24 protein-coding genes are annotated in these 24260 nt (G+C 72.2%); 11 read left to right on the top strand and 13 right to left on the bottom strand.

Features of this window, described 5'->3' with window-relative positions; all coding sequences use genetic code 11:
- Positions 1–19: 19 nt before the first annotated feature.
- The 8 genes from IG78_RS0100305 to IG78_RS0100270 all read right to left on the bottom strand — a co-directional run bounded on the left by IG78_RS0100305 (position 20) and on the right by IG78_RS0100270 (position 7736).
- On the bottom strand, positions 20–439 hold the full coding sequence (locus IG78_RS0100305) for a hypothetical protein (protein WP_030558800.1): 420 nt from the start codon (positions 437–439) through the stop codon (positions 20–22).
- A 661-nt stretch (positions 440–1100) separates the two neighbouring features.
- Complete coding sequence (locus IG78_RS50870; protein WP_225881880.1) at positions 1101–2165, bottom strand: helix-turn-helix transcriptional regulator; 1065 nt, start codon at positions 2163–2165, stop codon at positions 1101–1103.
- Between the two features lie 58 nt (positions 2166–2223).
- Positions 2224–3210: an SDR family NAD(P)-dependent oxidoreductase gene (locus IG78_RS0100295; RefSeq protein WP_030558797.1), complete on the bottom strand. Its 987-nt coding sequence runs from the start codon at positions 3208–3210 to the stop codon at positions 2224–2226.
- Between the two features lie 69 nt (positions 3211–3279).
- Entirely contained in the window at positions 3280–4464 is a 1185-nt protein-coding gene (locus tag IG78_RS0100290; protein WP_030558796.1) for an alcohol dehydrogenase catalytic domain-containing protein, read from the bottom strand.
- 101 nt (positions 4465–4565) lie between these two features.
- Positions 4566–5165 carry a flavodoxin family protein gene (locus IG78_RS0100285; RefSeq protein WP_030558795.1) on the bottom strand — a complete coding sequence of 200 codons (600 nt, stop codon included), beginning with the start codon at positions 5163–5165 and terminating at the stop codon, positions 4566–4568.
- A gap of 128 nt (positions 5166–5293) precedes the next feature.
- Positions 5294–5968 (bottom strand): HAD family hydrolase, encoded by a 675-nt coding sequence (locus IG78_RS0100280; protein ID WP_030558794.1) that lies wholly within the window; start codon positions 5966–5968, stop codon positions 5294–5296.
- A gap of 215 nt (positions 5969–6183) precedes the next feature.
- The gene (locus IG78_RS0100275; RefSeq protein WP_051852236.1) at positions 6184–6420 is read right to left on the bottom strand and encodes a hypothetical protein; all 237 of its coding nucleotides are present in this window, start codon (positions 6418–6420) and stop codon (positions 6184–6186) included.
- 8 nt (positions 6421–6428) lie between these two features.
- Complete coding sequence (locus tag IG78_RS0100270; RefSeq protein WP_030558792.1) at positions 6429–7736, bottom strand: cytochrome P450; 1308 nt, start codon at positions 7734–7736, stop codon at positions 6429–6431.
- Between the two features lie 125 nt (positions 7737–7861).
- On the opposite strand from IG78_RS0100270, the gene IG78_RS0100265 reads away from it, so the two are divergent.
- Positions 7862–8608, top strand: a complete 747-nt coding sequence (locus tag IG78_RS0100265; RefSeq protein WP_030558791.1) for a uracil-DNA glycosylase — start codon at positions 7862–7864, stop codon at positions 8606–8608.
- A 13-nt stretch (positions 8609–8621) separates the two neighbouring features.
- Here IG78_RS0100265 and IG78_RS0100260 read toward each other — a convergent pair whose 3' ends face one another.
- Positions 8622–9215: a helix-turn-helix domain-containing protein gene (locus tag IG78_RS0100260; RefSeq protein WP_225881879.1), complete on the bottom strand. Its 594-nt coding sequence runs from the start codon at positions 9213–9215 to the stop codon at positions 8622–8624.
- Positions 9216–9334: 119 nt separating this feature from the next.
- On the opposite strand from IG78_RS0100260, the gene IG78_RS0100255 reads away from it, so the two are divergent.
- Positions 9335–10180 carry an alpha/beta fold hydrolase gene (locus IG78_RS0100255; protein WP_030558788.1) on the top strand — a complete coding sequence of 282 codons (846 nt, stop codon included), beginning with the start codon at positions 9335–9337 and terminating at the stop codon, positions 10178–10180.
- Here the strand turns inward: IG78_RS0100255 and IG78_RS0100250 are convergent.
- Positions 10170–11129 carry a helix-turn-helix transcriptional regulator gene (locus IG78_RS0100250; protein WP_030558787.1) on the bottom strand — a complete coding sequence of 320 codons (960 nt, stop codon included), beginning with the start codon at positions 11127–11129 and terminating at the stop codon, positions 10170–10172. The two genes, IG78_RS0100255 and IG78_RS0100250, sit on opposite strands and share 11 nt — an antisense overlap.
- 332 nt (positions 11130–11461) lie before the next feature.
- Between IG78_RS0100250 and IG78_RS0100245 the strand changes: the two genes are divergently transcribed.
- Positions 11462–11761 carry an ANTAR domain-containing protein gene (locus IG78_RS0100245; RefSeq protein ID WP_030558786.1) on the top strand — a complete coding sequence of 100 codons (300 nt, stop codon included), beginning with the start codon at positions 11462–11464 and terminating at the stop codon, positions 11759–11761.
- Between the two features lie 112 nt (positions 11762–11873).
- Here IG78_RS0100245 and IG78_RS0100240 read toward each other — a convergent pair whose 3' ends face one another.
- A complete protein-coding gene (locus IG78_RS0100240; RefSeq protein ID WP_030558784.1) occupies positions 11874–12539 on the bottom strand; it encodes a TetR/AcrR family transcriptional regulator in 666 nt (221 codons plus the stop codon).
- 252 nt (positions 12540–12791) lie between these two features.
- Between IG78_RS0100240 and IG78_RS52385 the strand changes: the two genes are divergently transcribed.
- The 7 genes from IG78_RS52385 (at position 12792) to IG78_RS0100210 (ending at position 20688) form a co-directional block, all read left to right on the top strand.
- The gene (locus IG78_RS52385) at positions 12792–13241 is read left to right on the top strand and encodes an SDR family oxidoreductase (protein WP_318657395.1); all 450 of its coding nucleotides are present in this window, start codon (positions 12792–12794) and stop codon (positions 13239–13241) included.
- Positions 13238–13630: a Rossmann-fold NAD(P)-binding domain-containing protein gene (locus tag IG78_RS52380; RefSeq protein ID WP_318657394.1), complete on the top strand. Its 393-nt coding sequence runs from the start codon at positions 13238–13240 to the stop codon at positions 13628–13630. Before IG78_RS52385 ends, IG78_RS52380 begins: the two co-directional genes overlap by 4 nt.
- Positions 13631–14234: 604 nt before the next feature.
- Positions 14235–14726, top strand: a complete 492-nt coding sequence (locus IG78_RS0100230) for a hypothetical protein (protein WP_030558783.1) — start codon at positions 14235–14237, stop codon at positions 14724–14726.
- A 68-nt stretch (positions 14727–14794) separates the two neighbouring features.
- The gene (locus IG78_RS0100225) at positions 14795–15397 is read left to right on the top strand and encodes a carbonic anhydrase (RefSeq protein ID WP_030558781.1); all 603 of its coding nucleotides are present in this window, start codon (positions 14795–14797) and stop codon (positions 15395–15397) included.
- Between the two features lie 44 nt (positions 15398–15441).
- Positions 15442–17112: a SulP family inorganic anion transporter gene (locus IG78_RS0100220; protein ID WP_078964662.1), complete on the top strand. Its 1671-nt coding sequence runs from the start codon at positions 15442–15444 to the stop codon at positions 17110–17112.
- A 387-nt stretch (positions 17113–17499) separates the two neighbouring features.
- On the top strand, positions 17500–18402 hold the full coding sequence (locus IG78_RS0100215) for a geranyl diphosphate 2-C-methyltransferase (protein WP_030558778.1): 903 nt from the start codon (positions 17500–17502) through the stop codon (positions 18400–18402).
- A 165-nt stretch (positions 18403–18567) separates the two neighbouring features.
- Positions 18568–20688 (top strand): ATP-binding protein, encoded by a 2121-nt coding sequence (locus IG78_RS0100210; protein WP_030558777.1) that lies wholly within the window; start codon positions 18568–18570, stop codon positions 20686–20688.
- 381 nt (positions 20689–21069) lie between these two features.
- Here the strand turns inward: IG78_RS0100210 and add are convergent, their stop codons facing one another.
- Together add and IG78_RS0100200 are read right to left on the bottom strand one after the other, a co-directional pair.
- Positions 21070–22020, bottom strand: a complete 951-nt coding sequence (gene add, locus IG78_RS0100205) for an adenosine deaminase (RefSeq protein WP_030558776.1) — start codon at positions 22018–22020, stop codon at positions 21070–21072.
- On the bottom strand, positions 22017–23141 hold the full coding sequence (locus IG78_RS0100200; RefSeq protein WP_078964661.1) for a nucleoside hydrolase: 1125 nt from the start codon (positions 23139–23141) through the stop codon (positions 22017–22019). Before IG78_RS0100200 ends, add begins: the two co-directional genes overlap by 4 nt.
- Before the next feature lie 99 nt (positions 23142–23240).
- On the opposite strand from IG78_RS0100200, the gene IG78_RS0100195 reads away from it, so the two are divergent.
- Complete coding sequence (locus IG78_RS0100195) at positions 23241–24248, top strand: LacI family DNA-binding transcriptional regulator (RefSeq protein WP_051852235.1); 1008 nt, start codon at positions 23241–23243, stop codon at positions 24246–24248.
- Positions 24249–24260 lie beyond the last annotated feature (12 nt).

Here is a 24260-nt window from a genome sequence, read left to right as displayed (position 1 = left end):
TCTGAGTGAGGTGTACGGGTCAGGCGCCGTCGGCGACCACGTTGGTGTTGTCGACGCCGGAGATGAAGTGGAAGTAGTAGAAGCCGCCGCGCAACTGGTAGTCGATGGTCTTCGGTGCCCTGTTGCAGGAGACCTTGAACGCGCTGCCGACCCGGGGGTCGACGCCGGTCGCCGAGTGGTAGAGCTGCCCCACCAGGGCGTCGCTGTCGCAGTCCGCCTTGAGGGTGTAGCGGTGCACTCCGAACCGGATGCTGAGGGTCGGTGAGTAGCCCTGTCCGTTGAACCACGTGTCGAAGAGGAGGCTCTTGGTGTGCGCGTGGGGTGGCCGGTCCGGGAGGGCGGGCGACCTGGGCGCCGCCGCTGCCGGGGCGGCTGGGGCGGCCACCAGCGCGGCCAGCGCGGCCAGTGCGGCCGCGGAGTGTCGATGCATGAGCGTCATGCCTTCCTGACGGGGCCCGACGGGCCCGACTGGTGCTTGCCCACACTGGGGCTTGCGGGAGCCGCGTCGGCGGCGTGCCCGCGCCGGGGAGGGAAGGGCGGGCGCGTTTCCCGCGGACGGCCCTTCGCCGGCCCCCCGTGCCGGCGAAGGGACCCTCACCTCCCCTCCTGGTCACCCCGCGGGCAACCCGGCCGACGGGGTGTGCCCAGAGTCTGCGGCGGCTCGCGAACCTCCCACAACAACAACCCGCCCGCTTCACCCAAGTCGGGATTCCCAAGCCCCTGACCTGCTGGGACACGGATGTCCCGGGATGCGTACGAGCGACTGCCGAGGCAGCGCGAGGCGTCGTCCTGGTGGTGTCGCACCATGAGCGGATGACGCGTACCGAGGATGTGGCCACCGCACACGCCGGCGTCGGAGTGGCCTCGCTGGCGGCGGCGGAACTGCTGGCGCCGCGCAACCGCGTGCCGGTGCCCACAGTGCGGGTGAACGAGGCGGCGGTGGCCACCGCGTTCGTCAGTGAACGCCATCTGCGCATCGACGGCCGGGCCCGCCCTGGTCGAGACGCCGCACGTGGGTCAGAGCAGCCCTCGGCTGCCGGCGTCCGCATCCGTACCGGCCCAAGACCCGCGACGGCCCTTGCGCGCGCCGCAGGAGAGCCTCAGTACGAGAGGCAGGCGATGAGTTCCTCCCGGCTCGCCACCCCAGTCTTGCGGTAGATCGCCTTGAGGTGGTCGTTCACCGTGTGCGGCGACAGATGGAGGCGGCGGGCGATCTGCTTGACGGCTTCGCCCCGCATGGCCTGCTCGACGACCGTCTGCTCCCGCGCGGAAATGCCGTACCAGAGGGCGAGGGCGGGCAACAGGTCGGCGGCCGGGGCTGGTTGCAGCGTGACCACGACGGCACCCGCCGTCCCGCCGGTCAGCGGCTGGGCCCGTAGGGAGAACCAGCCGTGGGACGTGGGGGCGCGGGTCAGGGCGGGGGCGGCGGTGCGCCGCGCGGTGTAGGCGAGGTGCCAGAGGAACGCGAAGCGCTCCGCGGGGTCGGCGGGGCGGCCCCTCCGCGTGGGGTAGACGCCGGGGAGGAGCCGGGTCAGGGGATCGGCGCCCGTCGACGTCATGCCTGTGATCCGGTCGTCCGCGTCGATGACGACGACCACGGGAGGGAACCGGAAGTGCCGGGGGCGGAGCGGTCTGGCCGTCATGAACACCTGCACCGCCCGGGCGAGGGGCTCGGCGAGGTCGGCGGCGCGCGTGGCCTCGGCGGGGGAGAAGGGCCGGGAGCCGCGCTCACGCAGCAGGACCAGGGCGCCCCGGGCGATGCCCCGGTGCACCAGTGCCACACACATCTCGCTGCCGTAGCTGTCGGCCGCCATGAGGCGGTGGAGCCTGCGCGTCTCGGGGCGTTCGTCCCAGGCACCGGCGCCGAGCACCACGACGGGGAAGGCGCCGTCGACGAGTTCGGCGACGGGGCTGCGGGTGCGGCCGAGGGCGTCCTCGCTGTCCATGCGGCGCCGGGCACCGGAGTCGTAGCTGTTCGCACAGGAGAGGAAGCAGCGGGCACCCGTGACGGGGTCGAACCCGGTGAGCAGATAGCCGTCGTGCGGTACGACACGGCCCACTTGGCGCGACAGCTCGTCGCCGAGTTCGGCCGCACCGCCGACGCGAGCCGCCACGTCCGGCACCGCCCGGCACACTGAGTCCACGGCACCCGCCCCGGTGGTCATGAACCGATGCTGGCACACCACGCCCCACCAAGTCCGGGTATTTGGCTGTTCCTGCCGACTACGGGGCGGATCGCTGGTTGTACGCGTCCGCCGCCTTCTCGTTCATGGCGCTGCCCATGGCCTGCACCCTGCCGGTGACGGCGCCCCGCGGCGGTGCGATGTCCTTGCCCTCGTGCAGGGGCTCCCGTACGCCGGTTCCCTCGGGGAGCAGCCGGGCCACGAGAGCGTTGAGGCGTGTCGTCGCCGCGGGCGCCACACCGTGCGCGAGGCCCGCGGCTCGCGCCAAGGGCGTCAGGACGAGGCGGGTGCGCCGCCGGACCACGGCGTGGACGATGCGCTCGGCCGCGCGCTGGGCGTTCATCGAAAGGAATGGCGCCCCGGCGAGCGTCGAGAACCACCCGTACTCCTTGCCGCTGTCGCCGCCGAACTGTGCGTGCAGATGCGAACCGGTGCGCATCAGGCCGGGGTACACGGCCGTCACGGTGACGCCGTCCGCGGCCGTCTCGGCGTTCAGTCCTTCCGCGAGCACTCCCGTCGCCGCCTTGGCGCACGCGTACGGCAGCAGATGCGGCACTCCCATCAGGCCGCCCACCGATGAGATGAGCGCGAGGCGTCCGCCGTGCGGACTCTCCCTCAGGTACGGCAGGGCTTCGAGCGCGGTGTGCAGGGCCCCGAGGAACATCGTGTCCATCGCCGACCTGAACTCGTCAGCGCCGATCGAGTCGAGCGGCACGACCTGGATGATCCCGGCGTTGGCGACGACGATGTCCGGCCCGCCGCTCGTCTCGTGCGCCGTACGCAGCACGGCCCGGACCTGTTCCTGGTCGCGGACGTCGCACGGGGCCGTGTGGAGGGTCGCCCGGGGGTGCCGCCGGTGCAACTTGGCCCGGGCGCTCTCGAGTTCGGAGGGGTCACGCGCGGCCAGGGTGACGGTACAGCCCCGTGCGGCCAGGCGGTCGGCGATGAGCAGACCGAGGCCGCGCGACCCGCCCGTGACCAGGGCGGAGTGCTCCGACAGGGCCTGCGGGGAGCGTGTCGTACGCATGTCCGGGGTCTCCTCGTCCGGTCGCTGCGGCTTCGGGCACCACGGTTTGCGGCGCCGCGGCTTCCGGCGCTACGGCCTCAGGAGCGTCTTGATCATTCCGTCTTCCTTGGCCTGGAAGGTCCGGTACGCGGCGGGGCCCTCCTCCAGCGGTACGTGGTGCGTGGCGAAGCCGTCCACGCCGAGCGGGTCGTCGTCCGTCAGGAGGGGCAGGATGTCGTCCACCCAGTGCTTGACGTTGGCCTGGCCCATGCGCAACTGGAGCTGCTTGTCGAACATGGTGAGCAGCGGCAGCGGATCGGCCGCACCGCCGTACACACCGGACAGCGAGATGGTGCCGCCGCGCCGGACGATGTCGATGGCGGAGTAGACGGCGTGCAGCCGGTCGAGGCCGACGCGGTCCATGAGCTTCTCCGCCACGGCGTCGGGCAGCAGCCCCACGCCCCAGTGCGCGGCCTTGGCGATCGGCGCGCCGTGTGCCTCCATGCCGACGGCGTCGATGACGGCGTCGGTGCCGCGCCCCTGGGTGAGGTCCCGGACCGCGTCGCCGAGGTCCTTGCCGTACCGCCGCAGGTCAAGGGCCTTCACGCCGTCCTTGTGCGCCCTGCTCAGCCGGGCGGGCACCAGGTCGACGCCGACGACGAGGCTCGCCCCGCGGTGCAGGGCGATCCGGGCCGCCATGGCCCCGATCGGACCGAGTCCGAGGACGGTCACGGTGCCGCCGGGCGGGATGTTCGCGTACTCGACTGCCTGCCAGGCCGTCGGCAGCACGTCGGAGAGGTAGACGTAGCGGTCGTCCGGTGGGCCGTGCGGCACCTTGATCGGCAGGTCGTTGCCGAACGGGACCCGCAGGAACTCGGCCTGGCCGCCGGGGACCTGGCCGTAGAGCTTGGTGTAGCCGAACAGTGCCGCGCCCGTGCCGCGCTCCTTGACCTGGGTGGTCTCGCACTGGGAGTGCAGGCCGAGGCCGCACATGTAGCAGTGCCCGCAGGAGACGTTGAAGGGCACCACGACCCGGTCGCCGACCGCCAGCTCCGTGACATCGGCACCGACCTCCTCCACGATGCCCATCGGCTCGTGTCCGAGGATGTCGCCGGCGTCGAGATAGGGCCCGAGCACCTCGTACAGATGCAGGTCGGAGCCGCAGATGCCGCTGGACGTCGTCCGCACGATGATGTCCGTCGGCTCTTTGATCACGGGATCGGGCACGGTGTCGACGCGGACGTCTCGCTTTCCGTGCCACGTCAGTGCTCGCATGAGTGCCTCCTGCGGTGCGGTGGTCTGTCATGCCCCGGGTCTCCCGCCGGGCCCACATCATGCGTGCGGCGGCGGTCGGGAAGCCGTGCGGGGTGGATCGCTCACGAGGGCGGGTAGGGCTTGGCGGACAGGAGTCCGGCCAGGTGGTGGGCGTTGACGGCCAGGGCTCGGGTGGCCGACGCCACCTCGTCGGGGGTGGCGTCGAGGTCCTTGTAGTCGGTGCCGTGCATCGCTTCGCCGACCCAGTACGTGACCGCGTTGGGGGCGAGCGAGAAGCCGACGTCGTTCAGGCCCTGGAACAGGTCGGCGCTCACCTTGTGGGCGCCGTCCTCGTTACCGACGACCGCCACGGCGGCGACCTTGCCGTACGTGAGCAGCCGCCCCTCGTCGTCCGTCTCCGACAGCTCGGCGTCGAGGCGTTCGAGAACGCGCTGGCAGACGCTGGAGGGGTGGCCGAGCCAGATGGGCGTGGCGAGCAGCAGGATGTCGGCCGCCATGACCTTCTCGCGCAGGGCGGGCCACTCGTCGCCCCCGCCCATGTCGATACCGATGCCCGGCGGCACCTGGTGGTCGGCGATCCGGACCGTCTCGCTCGTGGCTCCCAGTTTCTCGAACTCGCGTATGACCTGGTCCGAGAGCACCTGGGTGCTGGAGGGGGCGGGCGATGCGTTCAGGGTGCACACCAAGGACAGAACGTGCATGGCGGGGGTGGACCTTTCTGATTCTTCGAGGTGAGAGGGGCTGATTCTTCGGGGGTAAGAGGGTCTGAATTCTTCGGCAGTGAGAGGCGGAGGGGGCCGGGTGAGAGGCGGAGGGGGCCGGGGCTGCCTCACCCGGTCCTGTCCGAAAGGGCCGCTTCCAGGTCGTCCAGGTCGGCGAGGAGATCCGCGGGCGTGGCATAGACGGCCGCGGCGCCCTCCGCCTCCAGGTCCCGGCGCGGGATGCCTCCCGAGAGGACCGCGACACCGCGTACGCCGGCGCGGCGCGCCGCCCGCATGTCCCACACGGTGTCGCCGACGAACAGCGCCTCGTGCGGCTCGCACCCGGCGATGTCCAGGGCGTGCCGCACGGGGTCGGGAGCCGGTTTGCCCGAGGAGACGTCGTCCGCGCTCGCGACGCCCGCGATGACGTCGTCAGCGTCGATGGCGCGGCGCAGGGCCTCCAGCTCCGCGCCGCCCGCCGAGGTCGCGAGGACGACGCGCCATCCGCGGGCGTCGAACGCGTGCAGGAGTTCCTTGGCGCCGTCGAGTGCGGGCAGCCGCTCGAAGCAGGTGGCGTACAGGACCTTGTGCGCGGTGCTGATGTCCTCGTCCGCGGACCGGTCGCGGCCGTCACCGAGCAGGTGGGCGATGAGGTCGGTCGAGCCGAGCCCGATGGCGCGGTGGATGTCGTGCGTCGCCACGTGGTGTCCGGCTTGGCGGAACGCCTCCCACCAGCAGACGACATGGAGATGGTTCGTGTCGGCGAGTGTCCCGTCGACGTCGAACAGCGCCGCGCGCGCCATGGCCTCACACCCTTCCTGTCGATCGTCCCGCGCCGCGTCCCACGCGGCACCTTCAGGTCCTAGCCGCAGGCGTACCTACGCCGCAGGCGTACCTACGCCGCAGGCGCACCTACGCCGCAGGCGCACCTCCGGCGCGCACGCCGTACGCCGGACCTCCGCTGCCCGCGCCGGACCTCCGGCGCCCGCACCGCACCTCAGGCGTTCGCGCCGGACCTTCAGTGGTCGCGTCGGGCGTCTTCCTGCGCGGTGGGGCTCGGCGTGAGCGTGTCTCCTGCCTCGCCGTCCTTCTGCTCGCGCTTCTTCTTGTCGCGCTCCGTACCGGGCAGTCGCGTCTCGGCGTCCTCGACCTCGTCGAAGATCTCTTCGACCGCTGTCTCGGCGTGCTCGTGCGACGTGTGCCCGCTCTTGGGCGCGTCTCCGCCCTTGTGCTCGTGATCGTGCTCGTGATGCATGTCCGTCCTCACTTCGTCGAGATGTCGGTGATCTGGAAGCTACTGCGCGGCCTGGTCGGCATCCGGTTCAAGGGGATGCGCAGATCCTGCTCGGGCACGCGGTAGTCGAGCCGCGCGAGGCGGGGGAGCAGCGTGCTCAGGACGGCCAGCGTGATGTCCTCGCCCGGGCAGCGGTGGCCTTCGGACGCCTCCCCGCCGCCCTGCGGGACGAGCTCGTCACGGCCGGGTTCGCGGCCGGTGAACCGCTCCGGGTCGAACGTGTACGGCTCGTGCCACAGGCCCGGGTCGTGGTTCTGCCCGTAGATGTCGAGCAGTACGAGGGTGCCCTCCTCGATGGGCTCGCCGTGCCACTCCACGTCCGCGGGGGCGAGCCCGGCGACGAACGGCGCGAACGGGTAGAAGCGCCGCAGCTCGTGCGCGAACGCGCGGGCGTACCCCGAGCGGTCGAGGGCCAACGGCTCCCGGAGCGCCGGGTTGCGGTGCAGCGCGTGGGCGCCGAACACGGTGTACCAGGTGACGGCGACGGTGGGGCGGATGATGTTGAGGATCTCCACGGCGGCCGTGCGCGGGTCGAGCAGCTTGCCGTCCGCATCCCGGTGCGCCGCCACGGCCCCGACCGCGGTGGCGGGGCGGCCGGTCCCGGAGCTTTCGCCGTCGGCCGAGCGGATCTCCTCGACGAGCAGGGCCAGCCGCTTCTCCTGGCGCCGCCGGGAGCGCCGGGCCTGGAAGTGCCGGGGCCCCGCGGTGGCGAAACCGTCGACCATGGTCACCAGGTCGCGGGCGGTCCTGCGCGCCTCGGTGTCCTCGGGGCCGGGGTCGTCGGGGTCCGCCGAGCCTCGCGAAGCCGCCGCCCCCTGCGACGCTGCGTCCCCGTCATCGAGCGGCACCCCCGCCCACGCGCACACGGCACGGGTGATCAGGACGCTGACCTCGTCGAACAGCGAGACGCCGGAACGGCCCGACCACTCCTTGGACGACCGGTCCCACTCCTCGGCCACCTGCTCGGCGAGCGCCGCGACGCCGGCGGCGTCCTTGAGGAGCGACACGAACAGGGCCTTGCGCGTCCGGTGCTCCTGCCCGTCGAGGGTGTGCACGGCACCATGGCCGAAGAGCGTGCTGAGGACCGGTTCCGGCAGTGCCGTCCTGCGCCGTACGTGCTGCTCGTCGTAGAAGAACTCGACGGCGGCCGGGCCCCGCAGTGCCACGGCGGGTTTGCCGAGCAACCTGGTACGGACAGGCCCGGGGCCCTTGCGGCGGCTCAGGTCAGGAAGCCAGGCGTATCCCTGGGTGAGCAAGGGCAAGGTGCTGTCCACCATCCGGCGGTACCTCCACAAACACGGGCAACAAGAGCAACATCGGCACGGGTGCCCAGGCCGCACGCGATCAATCGCGACCGTGGGCCGCCGACGTGTTCCCCAGGCACACGATCTAGCGTGGACGCATGGATCTCCCGCTTGCCGAGTTGGACGCACGCGTCACGGAATGTGCCGCCTGTCCGCGCCTGGTCGCGTGGCGGGAGGAGGTGGGCCGGGTCAAGAGGGCCGCTTTCGCCGACTGGACGTACTGGTCGCGCCCCGTGCCCGGATTCGGCCCGCCGGACGCTTCGCTGCTGGTCATCGGGCTCGCTCCCGCGGCGCACGGCGGGAACAGGACGGGCCGGATGTTCACGGGCGACCGTTCCGGAGAGGTGCTCTACGGGGCGCTGTACGAGGTCGGCCTCGCCTCCGGGCCGGTGGCTGTGTCCCTGGACGACGGCCTGACACTGCGCGGAGTCCGGGTGACGTCGCCGGTGCACTGCGCCCCGCCGGAGAACAAGCCGACGCCGGGCGAGCGGGACACGTGCAGGCCCTGGCTGGTGCGGGAGCTCGACATCCTCGCGCCAAAGCTGCGCTCGGTGGTGGTCCTGGGAGCGTTCGGCTGGCAGGCGGCGCTGCCGGCGTTCGCCGAGGCGGGCTGGAAACTGCCCAGGCCGCGGCCGAAGTTCGCGCACGGCGCGCGCGTGACGCTGGAGCGCGCGGCGCCCCCTCCGGCGGGCCCCGGGCCAGACACCCCGGGCCCGGTCACCCTGTACGGCTGCTTCCACGTCAGCCAGCGCAACACCTTCACCGGCCGTCTGACCCCGGACATGCTCAAGGACGTCCTGCGACGGGCGGCGGGCGAGGCGGACATCCCGCCGTACGCCCCGTGATCACAGGGGTTCTTCAGCAGTCGTCCCGAAGCCGCACGCGCTGGATCTGCTGGGCCAGGGCGCGCCGCATCGACGCCGTGACGACGGCGGCGGACGAGCCGGCGCCGACCATGTCGGCCGCGGCCTTCGACGGTACGTCGAGGCCACGGCTGATCTCGTCGTACGCGGTCCGGTACGCGCCCGGCAGGTCCGACCGGTGCGCCCGCAGATCCTCCTCGACCAGGCGCCGCAGCGCGTCCACGTGCCGCGGCGTGAACCGTTTCCTGCCGCGGGCCAGGGCGTGGACGTGCCGGGTGCAGTGGGCGGTGTCGGCGAGGGACTCCGAAAGCGCTTCGGCGAGGCCCCAGAGGCGCCCTTCGAGCCACGGGGTGTCGTACTGCTGGAGGGAGAGCTCCAGCGGGGGCGGCAGCTCGCCGCGCTTGTACCTGGCCACCTGCTTCGACACGGCGGGCTGACTCACCTCGGTGAGCCGGGCGATCCTGTCCTGCGTCCAGCCGAGGTCGGCGAACGTCTTGATCATCTCGGCACGGAGCCGCCGCGTCTCCTCGCCCGCACGGATGACCTCGTTCATGCCCGCGAGCAGCAGCGCCGCCTGCTCCTCGGTCAACGCCCCAGGGCCGGGCCGCCCTCGCTGCTCCGCACTAGTCACCACCTGGTTATACACCTTGGCGGCCCTTCGGCATAACTCGGTTGTATAACTGGGTTATGAGTGCCAGGCTCCAGGACATGCCGACCTACTCCGCACCTGACGGAACCCAGCTCGCCTACCGCTCGACCGGGGACGGCGAGCCCCTCGTCTGCGTCCCCGGGGGCCCCGCCGACTCCACCTATCTGGGCGACCTCGGCGGTCTGTCGGCCCACCGCCGACTCGTCGTTCCCGACCTCCGCGGCACCGGCCGGTCCGCCGTGCCGGACGACCCGGCCTCGTACCGCTGCGACCGCCTGGTCGACGACATCGAGGCGCTGCGCGCGCACCTCGGGCTGCCGCGGATCGACCTCCTCGGGCACTCCGCCGGCGCGAACGTCGTCACGCAGTACGCGGTCAGACATCCGGAGCGCATCGGCAGGCTCGTCCTGATCACCCCCGGCACGCGTGCCGTCGGCATCGAGACCGACGGCGAGACGCGTCGTGCCCTTGCCCGGCTCCGCGAGCGCGAACCCTGGTTCCCGTCCGCGTACGCGGCCCTGGAGGCGATCACCGCGGGCACCGGTACCGACAGCGACTGGGAGGCCGTGTCCCCCTTCTTCTGGGGGCGCTGGGACGCCGTGGCACGGCGGCACCAAGCCGCGGGGCGTCCGGACAACCAGGAAGCCGTCGCGCTCTTCGGCGCCGAGGGGGCCTTCGATCCCCCGGCCGCCCGTGCGGGCCTCGCCGTCTGCGAGACGTCCGTCCTGCTGCTCGCGGGGGAGTCCGACCTGAACAGCCCACCCCGTACGGTGGCCGCGTTCGCGGCGCTGTTCCCGCGCGCGGAACTCGTCGTGCAGGCGGGGGCGGGGCACTACCCCTGGATCGACGACGCCGGGCGGTTCGTGGCGATCGCCGCGGCCTTCCTGGTGCGGCTCAGGAGCTGATCAGGGTCTGCTGGGGTGCCCGCCCATAGGTCTCGCGGTAGAGGGCGGCGAAACGGCCGACGTGGAAGAAGCCCCAGCGGGCGGCGATCCGGGTGACCGTGACGCCGTCCGTCGGGGCGCTCGCCGTCAGGTCGTGATGGGCGTGCGCCAGACGCACCCGGCGCAGATGCGCGAGCGGAGTGGTGTCCAGGTGCCGGCGGAACGCGTACTGCAGTCCGCGGACGGTGACGTGGGCCGCCGCGGCGATGTCGGTGACGGTGATGGGCTGGTCGGCGTGGTCGTCGATGTACGCGAGCGCCCGGCGCAGCGTTGCGTTGTGAGCGTCGTTGCGGTCGCCCGCGGTCGGGCTGATGAGCGCGGTGTTCGGGAAGGCGGCCAGTACGCTCGCCGCCAGATGCTGGGTCGCGGTGGAGGCGATGAGGGGCTCGTCCGCGACGGAGGCGTCCGCGAGGACATGGTCGCGTACGTAGATGATGGCCTGGCGGAGCTGTTGAGCGGCTGCTGCTGAGCGGGGGCGGTGGCCGGCCAGGCGGACCGGCCCGGGTCTGCGTTCCGGGGCGGTCGCGGCGACCTGCGTGAGCAGGTCCGGGTCCAGCATGGTGATGGTGTAGCGGGCACGGCAGATCCGGCCCGAGTAGGGCAGTTCGGGCGGCGCCAAGGACGCCACCTCGCCGGGACCGAAGGCGTCCTCCACCCCGCGGAAGACATGATCCTGGATCGTGCCCTCGTGCATGACGCACAGGCAGATCCGGCCCAGCGGCGTGACGGAGTAGCTCATCTCGAAGTCCAGGTCGACCTCGTCGACACTGACCGAGGGCAGGCTCGTACGGACGATCTGCGCCCGGACGGACGCGGGGGTGCTGCTGCCGATGCGCATCTTGGCGTAGGCCTGGCTGAGGAACTGTTCCGTGAGGCCCAGATCGTCGCTGTCGAAACGCAACGTGTCCATGACCGCCCTCGCCGGTGCATAGCAGCGCTCTTGAGCCGACTGTAGGCCTCGGGCTGCTCGATCGGTATGCCTCATTTGGACGATAGCAGCAGGGAGACGGGGCCGGACGCCACGCCGGAGTGCTCGACCCGCCCCCCGGCGGAACGCTCGCCTTCACCCCCGCGCACCGGTTGAGCGGCAGGTTCGTTTTTTGTACTGGCCCTGGACGGGCTGTTCGCTTTCTGTGTCGTGGCGGTGGTCCGCGGCTGGCCATAGTGGGTGGAAAAGGCCAGGCGCGCCGCTTCCGGTGCCCCTGGCCTCATGGGTGTGGAGCAATGGAGGCGCGGCGTCCCATGGCGGGAGCGGACGGATTCACCGAGCGGGTCACTGTGCTGCAGCGGGAGGTCCACCAACTGCGTGCGGCGGTCGCCTCGCACGCGGTCGTCGACCAGGCGATCGGCATGGTCGTCGCCCTCGGCGGCGTGCGGCCCGAGGAGGGCTGGCAGGTCCTGAAGACTGTGTCCCAGCACACCAACACGAAGCTGCGCGAGGTGGCGCAGCACATGGTGGAGTGGCCGCAGCGCGGTCGGCTGCCCGACGACATCCGCCGGTCCCTGGAGGCCGCACTCGCCGCCCGGTCGAGTCGGGAGTAGTGCGCGGCAGGTAGTTGTCCCCACCGCTCAACGGACGCCCTCTGCCACTCGGCGGACGCCCTCTGCCGCTCAACGGACGCCCTCTGCCACTCGGCGGACGCGCCCCTGTCGCTCACTCGGCAGGCGTGCCGATGATGCCGTTGATCAGGACGCGCAGGCCCCAGGCGTCGCGGTCGCCGGGGGCGAACAGTGCCTGGCGCATCGACGTGACCATGGGGTAGCGGTCGCCGGGCAGGTTCGCGTAGCGGTCCTTGGCCTTGGCGATGGTCGATTCCTCGCTGGCGTCCTGGGTGTTGTACGCGCTCTGCTCGACACCGGCGGCGGCGATGTGGAGGTAGAGCAGATCCACCGCCCAGGCGGCGGTGGTGTCGTCGAGGCCGCCCTCCTTGAGCAGGGCGAGCATGCGGTCGACGACGAGCAGCGCGTTGCTGCCCGTGGGGATGGCGCCGAGGGCCACCACGGCGAGGCCCTCGTGCCGGCCCAACGCTTCGACGGTGGCGGCGGCCAGGGCGTGCAGTTGCTCCCGCCAGGTGCCCTCCGAGCTGAGGGGGACCCTGGCCAGGGACTCGTCGAGCATCGCGGCGAGCAGGTCCTCGCGATGGGCGACATAGACATAGAGCGAGGCCGGGCCGGTGTCGAGGGCCTTGGCCACGCGGCGCATCGTCAGCGCGTCTAGGCCGTCGCGGTCGAGGATGTCGAGGCCCGTCCGCACGATCACATCGCGGCTGAGCGGGGCCTTGGAGGGCCGCGCGCGGCGGCTGATCGGTGGCGTGCTCATGGGCGAAGCCTAGCTCGCTGACGAACGCTGTTTGACACGAACGGTGTTCGTTTCCTAGCGTGGTCAACAAGTCGACGAACGATGTTCGTGTCAAACGATGTTCGTGACGAACAGTGTTCGTCCGTCGCTATCGACCCGCGCGCCGCTGTGCGCGACGCCCCTCCCTCGCTGCCCCCGGCCCTGGACCGGCTCTGCTCTGCTCCGGCTCCGCTCCGGCGTGCGTGGCCGACCGATCGAGAAAGAGACCACGTCATGATCCTGCTCACCGGAGGCCGCGGCGCGGTCGCCACCCAGTTGCTCGGCCTGCTGCACGAGGCCGGTCTGCCCGTGCGCGTCGGCTCCCGCATGCCCGCCGACCTGAACCTGCCAAGGGGAGTGCCCGCCGTCCCCCTCGACCTCACCGACCCGGCGACCTTTCCCGCCGCCCTGGACGGCATCACCTCCGTCTTCCTCTACGCCGGCCCCGACCGCATCGGCGACTTCGTCGAGCAGGCACGCAAGGCAGGCGTCACCCATGTCGTGCTGCTCTCGTCATCCGCGGTCCTCGGCCCCGGTGCGGCGACCGACCCGCTGGCCAAGTCCCATCTCGACGTCGAGAGCGCCCTGTTGGCCTCGCCGCCACCACCACGATCCTGCGGCCGGGCTCCTTCGCCTCCAACGCCGCCGCCTGGGCCTGGCCCGTCAAGGCCGGACGCCCCGTGAGCCTGCCCTACCCCGGGGCGCACAACGACCCCATCCACGAACGGGACATCGCCGACGCGGCCTTCGCCGTGCTCACCGATCCGCGCCACCGCGGCGGCTGCTTCACCCTCACCGGACCGGAGTCCCTGACCTTCGCCGAGCAGATCGACCAACTCGCCGCTGCTACCGCCACGACGATCCCGGTCAAGCACGTCACCCGCGCCGAATGGAAGCAGGAGATGGCCGAACACATCCCCGGCGCCTTCGCCGACACGCTGCTCGACTGGTGGGAATCGCACGACGGCAAGCCCGTCACCACGACCCGAACCGTCGAATCCCTCACCGGCCACCCCGCCCGCCCCTTCGCGGTCTGGGCCGCCGACCACGCGGCCGATTTCACCCGTTCCTGACCGGCACGCCTGCCTGTAGCAAATTCTTACGACATGCCCGCCCTGTGTTCGAGTTAAAGGAGTGAGCGGCATGCAACACGCATGAAACATGAAGGCCCCCTCATGTGGCGAGCGGAGGGGGCTTTCGCCTTCCGGAGAACTCGCTCGTCTGCGTTTCCGCCATTCGCGAGGGTGGGCGGATAAGCTCCCCACGGGCGGGAACGCGCCACTCCTGTCCGGTATCTGCTGGTCAAGGGAGTTGTGTGACGGGCGGGTCCTGGCGGTGTTCTCGCGGGACATCGCGATGCCACCGAGGTGAAGAGATCGTGAACGACGCGCGATGATTCGCAACGGATCAGGCCAAATTGGCGTCGACAGAGGGTTTTTGAGCCAGTGCGAGATTGCTCACCTTTGACTTTGACTTGGCATCGCTTTTACTTTGAATTGCAGCGGTGAATGCGCATCGAGCCCGCCGCGCAACCCCCTTCCCAGGAGGTACGACGTGGAGAAGTTCGACGAGGGCGCGGGCGGTCCCGTACCGGCGAGGAAGCCGGCCGCGGCAGACCGGACCCGCGCACAGCACCGGCATTGACACCACCCCCAGCACACCGAACGCCTTGAACCGATGACGCACTTCGCCACCGGCCGCCCGAACGCGCACCCCCACACGCCCGCGGACTCCCGGCCGGTCCCGGGAGCGACGCCGCGCCGCCTCCTGACGACCGTCCCGGCGCGGGCGCGTCAGTGGGCGACAGCAGCGGTGATCGCCCTGTTGACGCTCTTCCTCGGCGGCGCGGCCCCGGCCGCCGCCACGACCCCCACCTCCGCGTCCGTCCTGCCGCTCGCCACGCCGGACACCTACCCGGCCGCCGAGGAGACGAAGGAACGAGTCCTCCGGGACGGCGAAGTCCTCCATCCGCCACGCCACTTCACGCGCAACCGCCCCCACGTACCCGCCGCCCGAAGCTGCACCGTCCCCTTCTGGGCGCGGTCCCTGACGCTCTGCCGCCCCGATCCACGCATCGACCCGGGACCCGGCTGTTCCCGCTCCGGCACCACCGATCCCAGCAGAGCGGGCGCCGGTCTGCTGATCCTCCTCTGCGTGTCGCGCTCCTGAGGGCGCCCACACGGGCCCCCGCCCGCGCGCCCCCACCCCACACCGACACCCCAGGAGGTGTCTCCGCCATGGAGACCTTCATCACCCATGCCCGAGACTTCACCGCCCGCATCGCCGAACGGCGCGAGGAACAGGAGACGTTCGGCCGGCTCGCCGCCGGGCAGTCCCCGCTCGCCCTCTTCATCACCTGCTCCGACTCCCGGGTCGTACCGTCGCTGATCACCGGCGCGCGCCCCGGTGAACTCTTCGAACTGCGCACCGCGGGCAACGCGGTGCCGCGCTACGAGGCCGACCGCCCCGCCGGCGCCGAAGCCGCGACGATCGAGTACGCGATGCGGGTGCTCGGCGTCGCCGACATCGTGGTCTGCGGCCACTCGCACTGCGGTGCCGTCGGCGCGCGGGCCCGCGGCGACGACCTCACCGGACTGCCTGTCGTACGGGACTGGCTGGACCGTCAGGTCTCCGGTGGACTGCCCTGCGACGACGGCCCCACGGTCGCCGGCGCCGTCAAGCGCCATGTGCGCGAACAACTGGAGCGGCTGCGCGGCCACCCCTGTGTCGGCGAGCGCCTCGAAACCGGCGCCGTACGCCTCCACGGCTGGTACTACGAGGTCCACACCGGCCTGGTCATGGCGCACGACCCCGAGACCGACCACTTCCTGCCCCTGTGACTCCCGTGCGCCCCGTGACCCCTGTGAAGGCAGACGAACCCCTCATGAAAAGGCCCCCAGTGCGTGACTTCTCCACACTGCGAGCGGACTTCACCGCGTCGATCGTGGTCTTCCTCGTCGCCGTCCCCCTGTGCGTCGGAGTGGCCGTCGCCTCCGGCGTGCCCGCCGAACTCGGCCTGGTCACCGGCATCGTCGGCGGCCTCCTGACCGGTCTGCTGCCCGGCAGCAGCCTCCAGGTCAGCGGCCCCGCCGCCGGTCTGACCGTGCTGGTCTACGAAGCCGTGCAGGAGTACGGCCTCGCCGCCCTCGGCGCCCTGGTCCTTGCCGCCGGACTCCTCCAACTGGCCATGGGAGCCCTCGGCCTCGGCCGCTGGTTCCGCGCGATCTCGGTCGCCGTGGTCCAGGGCATGCTCGCCGGCATCGGCCTGGTCCTCATAGCCGGACAGCTCTACGCCCTCGTCGACGCGAAGGCCCCCGCGTCCGGCCTCGACAAGCTCGCTGAACTCCCGCGGCTCGCCGCCGACACGGCCGGTTCGGGCGACGCCCTGAGCGCGTTCGCCTTCGGTGCCTGCACCATCGCCGTCCTGGTGCTGTGGCCGCGGTGGCGACGGGCCACCCGGGTGCTGCCCGCGCCGCTCGTGGCGGTCGTCCTCGCGACCCTCGCCGTGTTCCTCCTCGACCTGCCGGTGGCGAAGGTCGAGGTGCACGGACTCGTCGACGCCGTGCGACTGCCCGGCGGTGACACGTTCTCCGCCCTGGTGGAGGGCGGCGCCCTCGTGGGTGCCATCGGCACCGTCATCGCCTTCACCCTGATCGCGTCCGCGGAGTCGCTGTTCAGCGCGGCGGCCGTGGACCGCATGCACGACGGCCCGCGCACCGACTACGACAAGGAGCTGATGGCGCAGGGCGCGGGCAACACCTTGTGCGGGGTGCTCGGCGCGCTCCCGATGACCGCGGTGATCGTACGCAGCTCCGCCAATGTGTCGGCCGGCGCGAAGACCAAGGCGTCCCGTGTGCTGCACGGCGTCTGGCTGCTCGCGTTCGCCGCCGCGTTCCCCGCGGCGCTCGGCATCATCCCGGTGGCCGCTCTGGCCGGCGTCCTCGTGCACGCGGGCTGGAAGCTGATTCCGGTCAAGGACTTCGGGCCGCTGTGGCGCACGCACCGCGGTGAGGCCGTCGTCCTCGCCGTCACGGCCCTGGCGATCGTCGTGACCAACATGTTCGAGGGCGTCCTCATCGGCATGGGGCTCGCCGTCGCCAAGACCGCCTGGGAGACCTCGCACGTCCATCTGGAGGTCGAAGGACTTGAGGGCACCGGCACGATCCGGGTCCGCGTGGTCGGCAACGCCACGTTCCTGCGGCTGCCGAAGATCCTCGACCGCCTTGAGGCCCTGCCGCGCGACCGCAGGACGGAACTGGACCTGTCAGGACTGCGGCACATGGACCACGCCTGTGCCATGGAGCTCACGGGCTGGGCCGAACGGCACGACGCGGCGGTCGGCGCCGAGGCCGGGGCCTTCGGCGTCACGGTCACGCCGTCCAAGGACAGGGCGGAGGGCGGCAGCGACACGCCCGGCCCCGACGACGCCTCGGGCCGCACGGCCGACGACGCCTCCGCCCGTGGACAGCGAGACGGTGACGGATCGGCTCGTACACAGCAGTTGACAGCAGCCGAGATGGCCGAGCGCAAGGAGACCGCGGGATCGCGCACCTGACGGTGCGGAACCGTCAGGGCGACACCCCGCCTCCCCCCGGCGACTCGCCCACCGGGCGGCACGCTCTTCACGAGCGTGCCGCCCGTTTTCTCATGAGGGCGCACTCGCTGCCTCAAGGGCGCAGCAAGTGCGCCGTTCCGGCAGCGAAGACGGCTTCCGTGCGCGTGCCGCGCCCCGCGCACGGAGTCGTGCCGCGGTAACGGCAGCACGCTCCGGGCCCGGGTGCGCTGTGGGGGCGGGGTGTGCTTCCGGAACGTCCCAACGCGTCCAGTGGCCTCCCGCACGCGGTTCCACGCTCCCCACCGGGGCTGTTGGCTTGCCTGGCATGCCCATGGAACTCACGCACGGCCGTGCGTAGGTGCCGTCGCCACGCCACGAGGAGCCCCGTTGACCATCGCCGACGCCGAGTCCACGGCAGCGCAGATCCCGACCCAGTCCACGTACCAGCACCGCGTCGCGGACTACTGGAACGCCGAGGAGAACCCGGTCAACCTCGAACTCGGGAAGATCGACGACCTCTACCACCACCACTACGGCATCGGGGAGGTCGACTGGTCGGTGCTCGACACGGGCCCCGAAGGCGCCCCCGAGCCCCCCTCCCGTGCCGACCACCGGCGGGCGCGGATCACCGCCGAACTGCACCGGCTCGAACAGGCGCAGGCCGATCTGCTCGCCACCCGTCTCGGCCCCCTCACCCCCGAGGACCGCGTCTTCGACGCCGGCTGCGGGCGCGGCGGCGGCTCGGTCGTGGCGCATCTGCGTCACGGCTGCTTCGCCGACGGCGTCACGATCTCCGGCAAACAGGCCGACTTCGCGACGGAGCAGGCCCGCAAGCGGCGCATCGACCACAAGGTGCGCTACCACCACCGGAACATGCTCGACACCGGGTTCCCCACCGGCGCGTACGCGGCGTCGTGGAACAACGAGTCCACCATGTACGTCGAACTGGAACTGCTGTTCGCCGAGCACGCCCGGCTGCTGCGCCGCGGCGGCCGCTATGTGACGATCACCGGCTGCTACAACGACGCCTACGGCCGGGCCTCCCGCGAGGTGTCCCTCATCAACGCCCACTACATCTGCGACATCCATCCGCGCTCGGAGTACTTCCGCGCCATGGCCCGCAACCGGCTCGTACCCGTACACGTCCAGGATCTGACCGCCGCCGCCATGCCCTACTGGGATCTGCGCAAGCAGGCCGAACACCTGGTGACCGGCATCGAGGAAACGTTCCTTGCCGCCTACGCCAACGGCAGCTTCCAGTACCTGCTGATCGTCGCCGACCGGGTCTGAGGCGTCCCGCGGGCGGACGGCCTGATTCCCCCTCCTCGTGCGGAGTCACTTGCGCCCTTCCCGAGACGCGGCACGGTGCCATCGGGCAGTGTGCGGCGTCGCGGAACGTGCACCGGTTGCCACGCGCTCACGGGACGCGGCACGGGGGGAGAGGGGGCCGCCACGGTGGTCGAGGACGCGCAACATGGCAACCTGCCCGCGGAGACGTCGAGCTGGGTCGGCCGGCACGGCGAGGTGGAACGGGTGCGGCAGATGTGCGCGCAGTCGCAGCTTGTGACCCTCACCGGCGCCGGGGGAGTGGGCAAGACCCGGCTCGCTCTGAAGGCCGCGGGACTGCTGGCCGCACGCTTCCGGCACGGCGTCTGGCTGGTGGAACTGTCCCCCCTGCACGACGGCGCGCTCCTGGCGCACGCCATCGCCGAATCGTTCCGCGTGCCCGACCGGACGGCCCGGCCGGTGATCGAGTCGGTGGCCGAATATCTGTCGGGACGTGAGCTGCTCCTCGTCCTCGACACCTGCGAGCACCTCATCGACGACTGCCGAACCGTCACCGAGGCCCTGCTCGCGCTCTCCCCGGGCCTGAAGATCCTCGCCACCAGCCGGTGCCCGCTCGACCTGCACATCGAACAGGTCGTGACCGTCGAACCCCTCCCGCTGCCCGTCCTCACGGCCCGGGCCGCGCCGGAGTCCGACGCGCTGACCCTGCTGACCGCCCGGGCAGGGGAGGCGGTCCCCGGATTCACCGTGACCGAGACCAACCGCAGCGACCTGATGAGGCTCTGCGCCAGGCTCGAAGGCCTGCCCCTCGCCATCGAGCTTGCCGCGGCCCGGCTGCGCGAACTGCCCCTCGCCGAACTGACGGAACGGATGGACGACCGCTTCGCCGTCCTCGACGACATCGAAGGAACGCGGTACGGGGCCGGGCCGCCCGGGCCGACCGAGCCCCCCTGGCACCGCGCGCTGCGCACCGCGGTCGGCTGGAGCCACGAACTGTGCACCCCTCATGAACGGCTCCTGTGGGCCCGCCTCTCGGTCTTCGCGGGCTCCTTCGACGCCGCGGCCGTGCAGCGGGTCTGCGCCGACGAACGGCTTCCGCGCGCGGACGTCCCGGCACTCCTTGCCGCACTCGTCGACAAGTCGATTCTGACGTGGCTGCCCACGGGCGGTGGCGAGCGGTACCGGATGCTGGACACCATCCGTGAGTACGGCGTCCACTGGCTGCACGACCTCGGCGAGGAGCCCGTGCTGCGGCGCAGGCACCGCGACGGCTGCCTCGACCTGGCCCGGCGGGGCGGCGCCGAATGGCTCGGACCCGACCAGTACCACTGGTACGACCGGATGCACGCCGAGCACGACAACCTGCGGGCGGCACTGGAGTTCAGCCTCACCGAGAAGGACGGGACGGCGGCTCTCGACCTCGCGGGCTCGCTGTGGTTCTTCTGGACCGCGTGCGGTCTCGCCCGCGAGGGGCAGGTGTTCCTGGAGCGCGCCCTGGCCGCCGACGCACGGCCGGGCCGCGCACGGAGCAGAGCCCTGTGGGCGCTCGCCATCGCGCTCGTGTGCATGGGTGACAAGGCGGGCGGCGCGGTCCGCGCCGTCGAGTCCCTCGCCGCCGCGGAGCGGGACGGCGACGCGTACGAGGCCCGCACCGCCCTCGGCGCCTACGCGGCCGCGAAGAGCAGTGACGGCGACCTGGACGCGGCGGAGACGACGGCCCGAAAGGTGCTGTCGTCGTACCCCGACACAGCGGACGCGGCCGGCGGCGAACTGTCCCTGGCCGCCCTCCTGGCCTGGTGCTCCCAGAGCCATGTGCATCTCGTCCGGGGGGAGATCGACCGGGCCGTCGACCTGATGGGCCGGATGCGCGCGGCCTGCGACCGCAGGGGTGAGCGCTGGATGCGCGCCTACGGCGACTTCTTCCTCGCGCAGGCGGAGCTGAAGCGGCGCCGCCCCGGGGCCGCCCGCCGCCACGCCCGCGACGCCCTGGAGGTGAAGCACCGCATGCACGACTCCCTGGGCATCGGCCTGACGGTCGCCGTCCTCGCCCGGGTGGCGTCGGCGGCGGGCCAGGTCGAACGGGTGGCCCGCCTGCTGGGCCTCGCCGACCAGGTCTGGGCCACCGTCGGCGAACCACAGGCCGGGGTGACGGAGTTTATCGCCGCTTGCCGGCAGTGCGAGCGCCAGGCACGGGGTGCCCTGGGCGACCACGCCTTCGAGACGGCGTTCGAGACGGGCCGGACGCAGGCGCTGGACGAGGGGGTGGCTTACGCGCTGGGGCGCGCTTGAGGCGAGCGACCGCCGCGACCGGCGTTCGCTTCGGTGAGTCTGGTCGCCTCCGGCGGGTTTTTGGTTGCTCCCGGTCGGTCCGGTCGCGCTCCCGGTCGGTCCGGTGGGAGCGGTCGGCCCAGTGATTCCGGTAAGTCCGGTCGCCCCCGGTCGGTCCAACCAGTCCGGTGGGTCCGGTAAGTCCGCCCCCGGTCGCCCCTCGGTCGCCCTCGGTCGCCCTCGGTCGCCCTCGGTCGCCCTCGGTCGGTCCGGTCGGCACGATCAGCCGTCAGCCGTCAGCCGTCAGCCGTCAGCCGTCAGCCGTCAGCCGTCAGCCGTCAGCCGTCAGCCGTCAGCCGTCAGCCGTCAGCCGTCAGCGGTCGGCCGGGCTGGCGTTGAGGGCTACGTGAATACCGCGCGGGCCGCGTGTTCTTGCGCGAGCGCCTCGTCCGCGGCGCTCCACCCGGCCGTTCGCCGCAGCGCGGCGAACTCGCGGCCGAGCGAGGTCGCGGAGGTGGTACGGGTGTCCGTGCTGATGGTGACCGGGAGGCCTGCGGACAGGAGCCGGGTGGCCGGGTGTGCGGCGAGGTCCGGCACGGCGCCGGTCTGCACATTGCTCGTGGGGCACATCTCCAGGGCGACGCGGTCGGCCCGCAGCCGGGCCAGGAGCGCGTCGTCACCGGTGCACCGGACACCGTGGCCGATGCGGCGGGCGCCGAGCACGTCGAGCGCCTCCCACATGCTCTCCGGCCCGGCGGCCTCGCCCGCGTGGACCGTACAGGGCAGCCCGGCCGCATGCGCCACGTCGAACGCCGCACGGTGCGGGCGCGCGCCGTGGAGCCGTTCGTCCCCGGCCAGGTCGAGTCCGGCGACCGAGTCCCGGTGCCGCACGGCGGCCTCGGCGACGGCGAGGCTCTCGTCGGGCGACTGATGGCGCAGACAGCACAACAGCAGTCCGGTCCGCACCCCGGTGGCGCGGCGCCCGGCCGCCAGGCCATCGGCGACGGCACGTACGGCGTCGTCGAGCGACATGCCGTGCCGGCCGTGGAGCTGCGGGGCGAAGCGGACCTCGCCGTGGACGACACCGTCGGCGCTCCAGTCCTCGACGAGTTCCCGCGCCGCACGGGTGAGGGCATCGGGCGTCTGAAGGACCCGCACGGGAACGTCGATGTAGGTGAGGAAGCGGGTGAGGCTGCCGCAGTCGGGCGGGGCGACCACCAGCTCCTCGACCGGCCGGTCCAACGTGATGCCCTGCTCGCGCGCGAGGTCGGCGATCGTGCCGGGACGTACGGAACCGTCCAGGTGGCAGTGGAGTTCGTGGCGCGGCGGGGGTGTGGGGGCGGGGGAGTTCATCGGCTGCTCTCCAAGGGGGTGGCGGCGGGGGCGACGGCAGGAGCGGCGGTCACGCGACCGCCGGTCACGGAGCCGTCGGTCACGGAGCCGCCGGTCACGGAGCCCCCGGTCACGGAGCCGTCGGCTACAGAGCCGTCGGCTACAGCGCCGGGGCGCGTCGCGGGCGAGTCCGGAGCGGGCACCCGGCGGGACACGGTGTCGAACAGGAGCCGCTTGAACCCGGCCTCGTCGACGCGACGCACCAGTCTCAGGTTCGGCGCGGGCGCCGCCGCCCGGCGGTCGACGATCATCTGCCCCCTGACCTCGTCGCCCACGGCTATGTCGACGTACACCGACTCCTGCTCCGTGATCAGGTCGGGCCGCAGGGCGACGGCCATGGCGACGGGGTCGGGCAGGTCGTAGCCTGCGAGCCCGGTGACGTCCCTGGCCCAGTCGGCCACGGTGCGGTTGATGCGATGGGCGAAGACGGCCATGGGGGTGCCGATCCGTTCGAGGCTCCGCTGGTCCTCCGGGGTCATGACCGCGTCCTTGCGGGACACGTCCCAGCCGATCCAGGTCACCTTCTCGGGCGTGGCGGCCCGCGTCACGACCCGGGCGGCCTCGGGGTCGGCCCAGACGTTGAACTCGGCCGTGGGGGAGATGTTCCCGTGCGCGTCGGCGGCACCCGCCATGCAGTAGACGTGGCGGTACCGCGTGAACAGCAGCGGATCGCGCAGCAGCGCCGCGGCGATGTTGGTGAGGGGTGCCAGGGTGACCAGCGTCAGCTCACCGGGGTGGTCCCGGGGCAGCGAGAGCAGCACGTCGACCGCGTGCCGCGGCTCTGGACCCCGTACCGGATCCGGCAGACCGACGTCCCCCATGCCGTCCTCGCCGTGCACGTGCTGCGCACTGGAGAGGTCGCGCAGCAGGGGGCGCGGGCAGCCCGGGTGGACGGGGACGTCGGTGCGGCCCGCGATCTCCAGGGAGATCAGGGCGTTGCGGGTGCCGGTGGTGAGCGGGACGTTTCCGGCGACGGTGGTGACGGCCCGGACGTCCGCGAGGCCGCAGGCCGCGGCCAGCAGCAGGGCGACCGCGTCGTCGGATCCGGTGTCGGTGTCGATGACCATCGGGAGAGCGGGCACGGGCCCTGCTCCTTTCGTACGGCGGGGGCCTCTGGTGACGACAGCCTCCCGGGGCGGGAGCCTCTTGTCTAAACGTTTAGATGCCAGAATGCAAGGATCATGACGAAGCGAACGACGAGAGCGGCGACGCTGACCGACGTGGCCCGCAGGGCCGGGTCCTCCACGGCGGTGGTCAGCTACGTGATGAACAACGGCCCGCGCCCGGTCGCCGCCGCGACCCGGGAACGCGTCCTCGCCGCCGCGGCCGAGCTCAACTACCGCCCCAACCGGGTCGCGCGCGCCCTGCGCTCCCGCACCACCGGCGTGGTCGGCCTCGTCCTCGCCGACGCCTCCAACCCCTACTTCGGTGCCCTGGCCCGGCACATCGAGCAGGCCCTCGGGGCGCGTGACAAGCTCACGCTGACCGGCAACGCCGACTACTCGATGGACCGCCAGCGGCACCTCGTGGAACGCTTCCTCGCCGCTCAGGTCGACGGCCTCGTCATCGTCTCCGCGGACGGCGGCGCCGACGTGGCAGCCGAGGCCGAGGCGGCCGGAGTCCCCGCCGTCTACGTCCATCACCGGCCCGAGCCAGGACGCGCCCCCGTGGTAGGCGCCGACGACGACGCAGCCGTACGGGCCGCCGTCGCCCACCTGCGCGCCCACGGCCACCGTCGCATCGCCTTCCTCGCGGGCCCCGACGACGCGGGCCCCGTCGGGCGCCGCCACGCGGCCTGGGAGGCCGCCGCGGACACCACCGGCGACATGCTCCTGCGCTGCGCCTACTCCCGGGCCGCCGCTGACGAGCTGACCCGGCGCCTCGTGGCCCGGGACGCCATGCCGTCCGCCCTGATCACCGCCACCGACGAACAGGCCATCGGCGTGCTCGCGGGCGCCTGCGCCACCGGCCTCCCCGTACCCGGCAGGCTCGCCGTCATCAGCCTCGACGGGACCCCCGACAGTGCCCACACCGCCCCCGCCCTGACGGTCACCGAACAACCCCTGCGGGCCATGGCCCAACAAGCCGTCGACCTGCTGATCGACGGCGCCGCGCCCCGGCCCCTGCCCGAGGCCGCGCTGATCCTGCGGCGGAGCTGCGGATGCGGAGGCGAGGCTGCCGCCGCGTGAACGGGGGATGGC

It is taken from the genome of Streptomyces aureocirculatus, assembly GCF_000720475.1.
GTDB classification, from domain to species: Bacteria; Actinomycetota; Actinomycetes; order Streptomycetales; family Streptomycetaceae; genus Streptomyces; species Streptomyces aureocirculatus.
The sequence above is the reverse complement of the archived record's forward strand: the minus strand, read 5'-3'. Positions and strand labels throughout refer to the sequence as shown.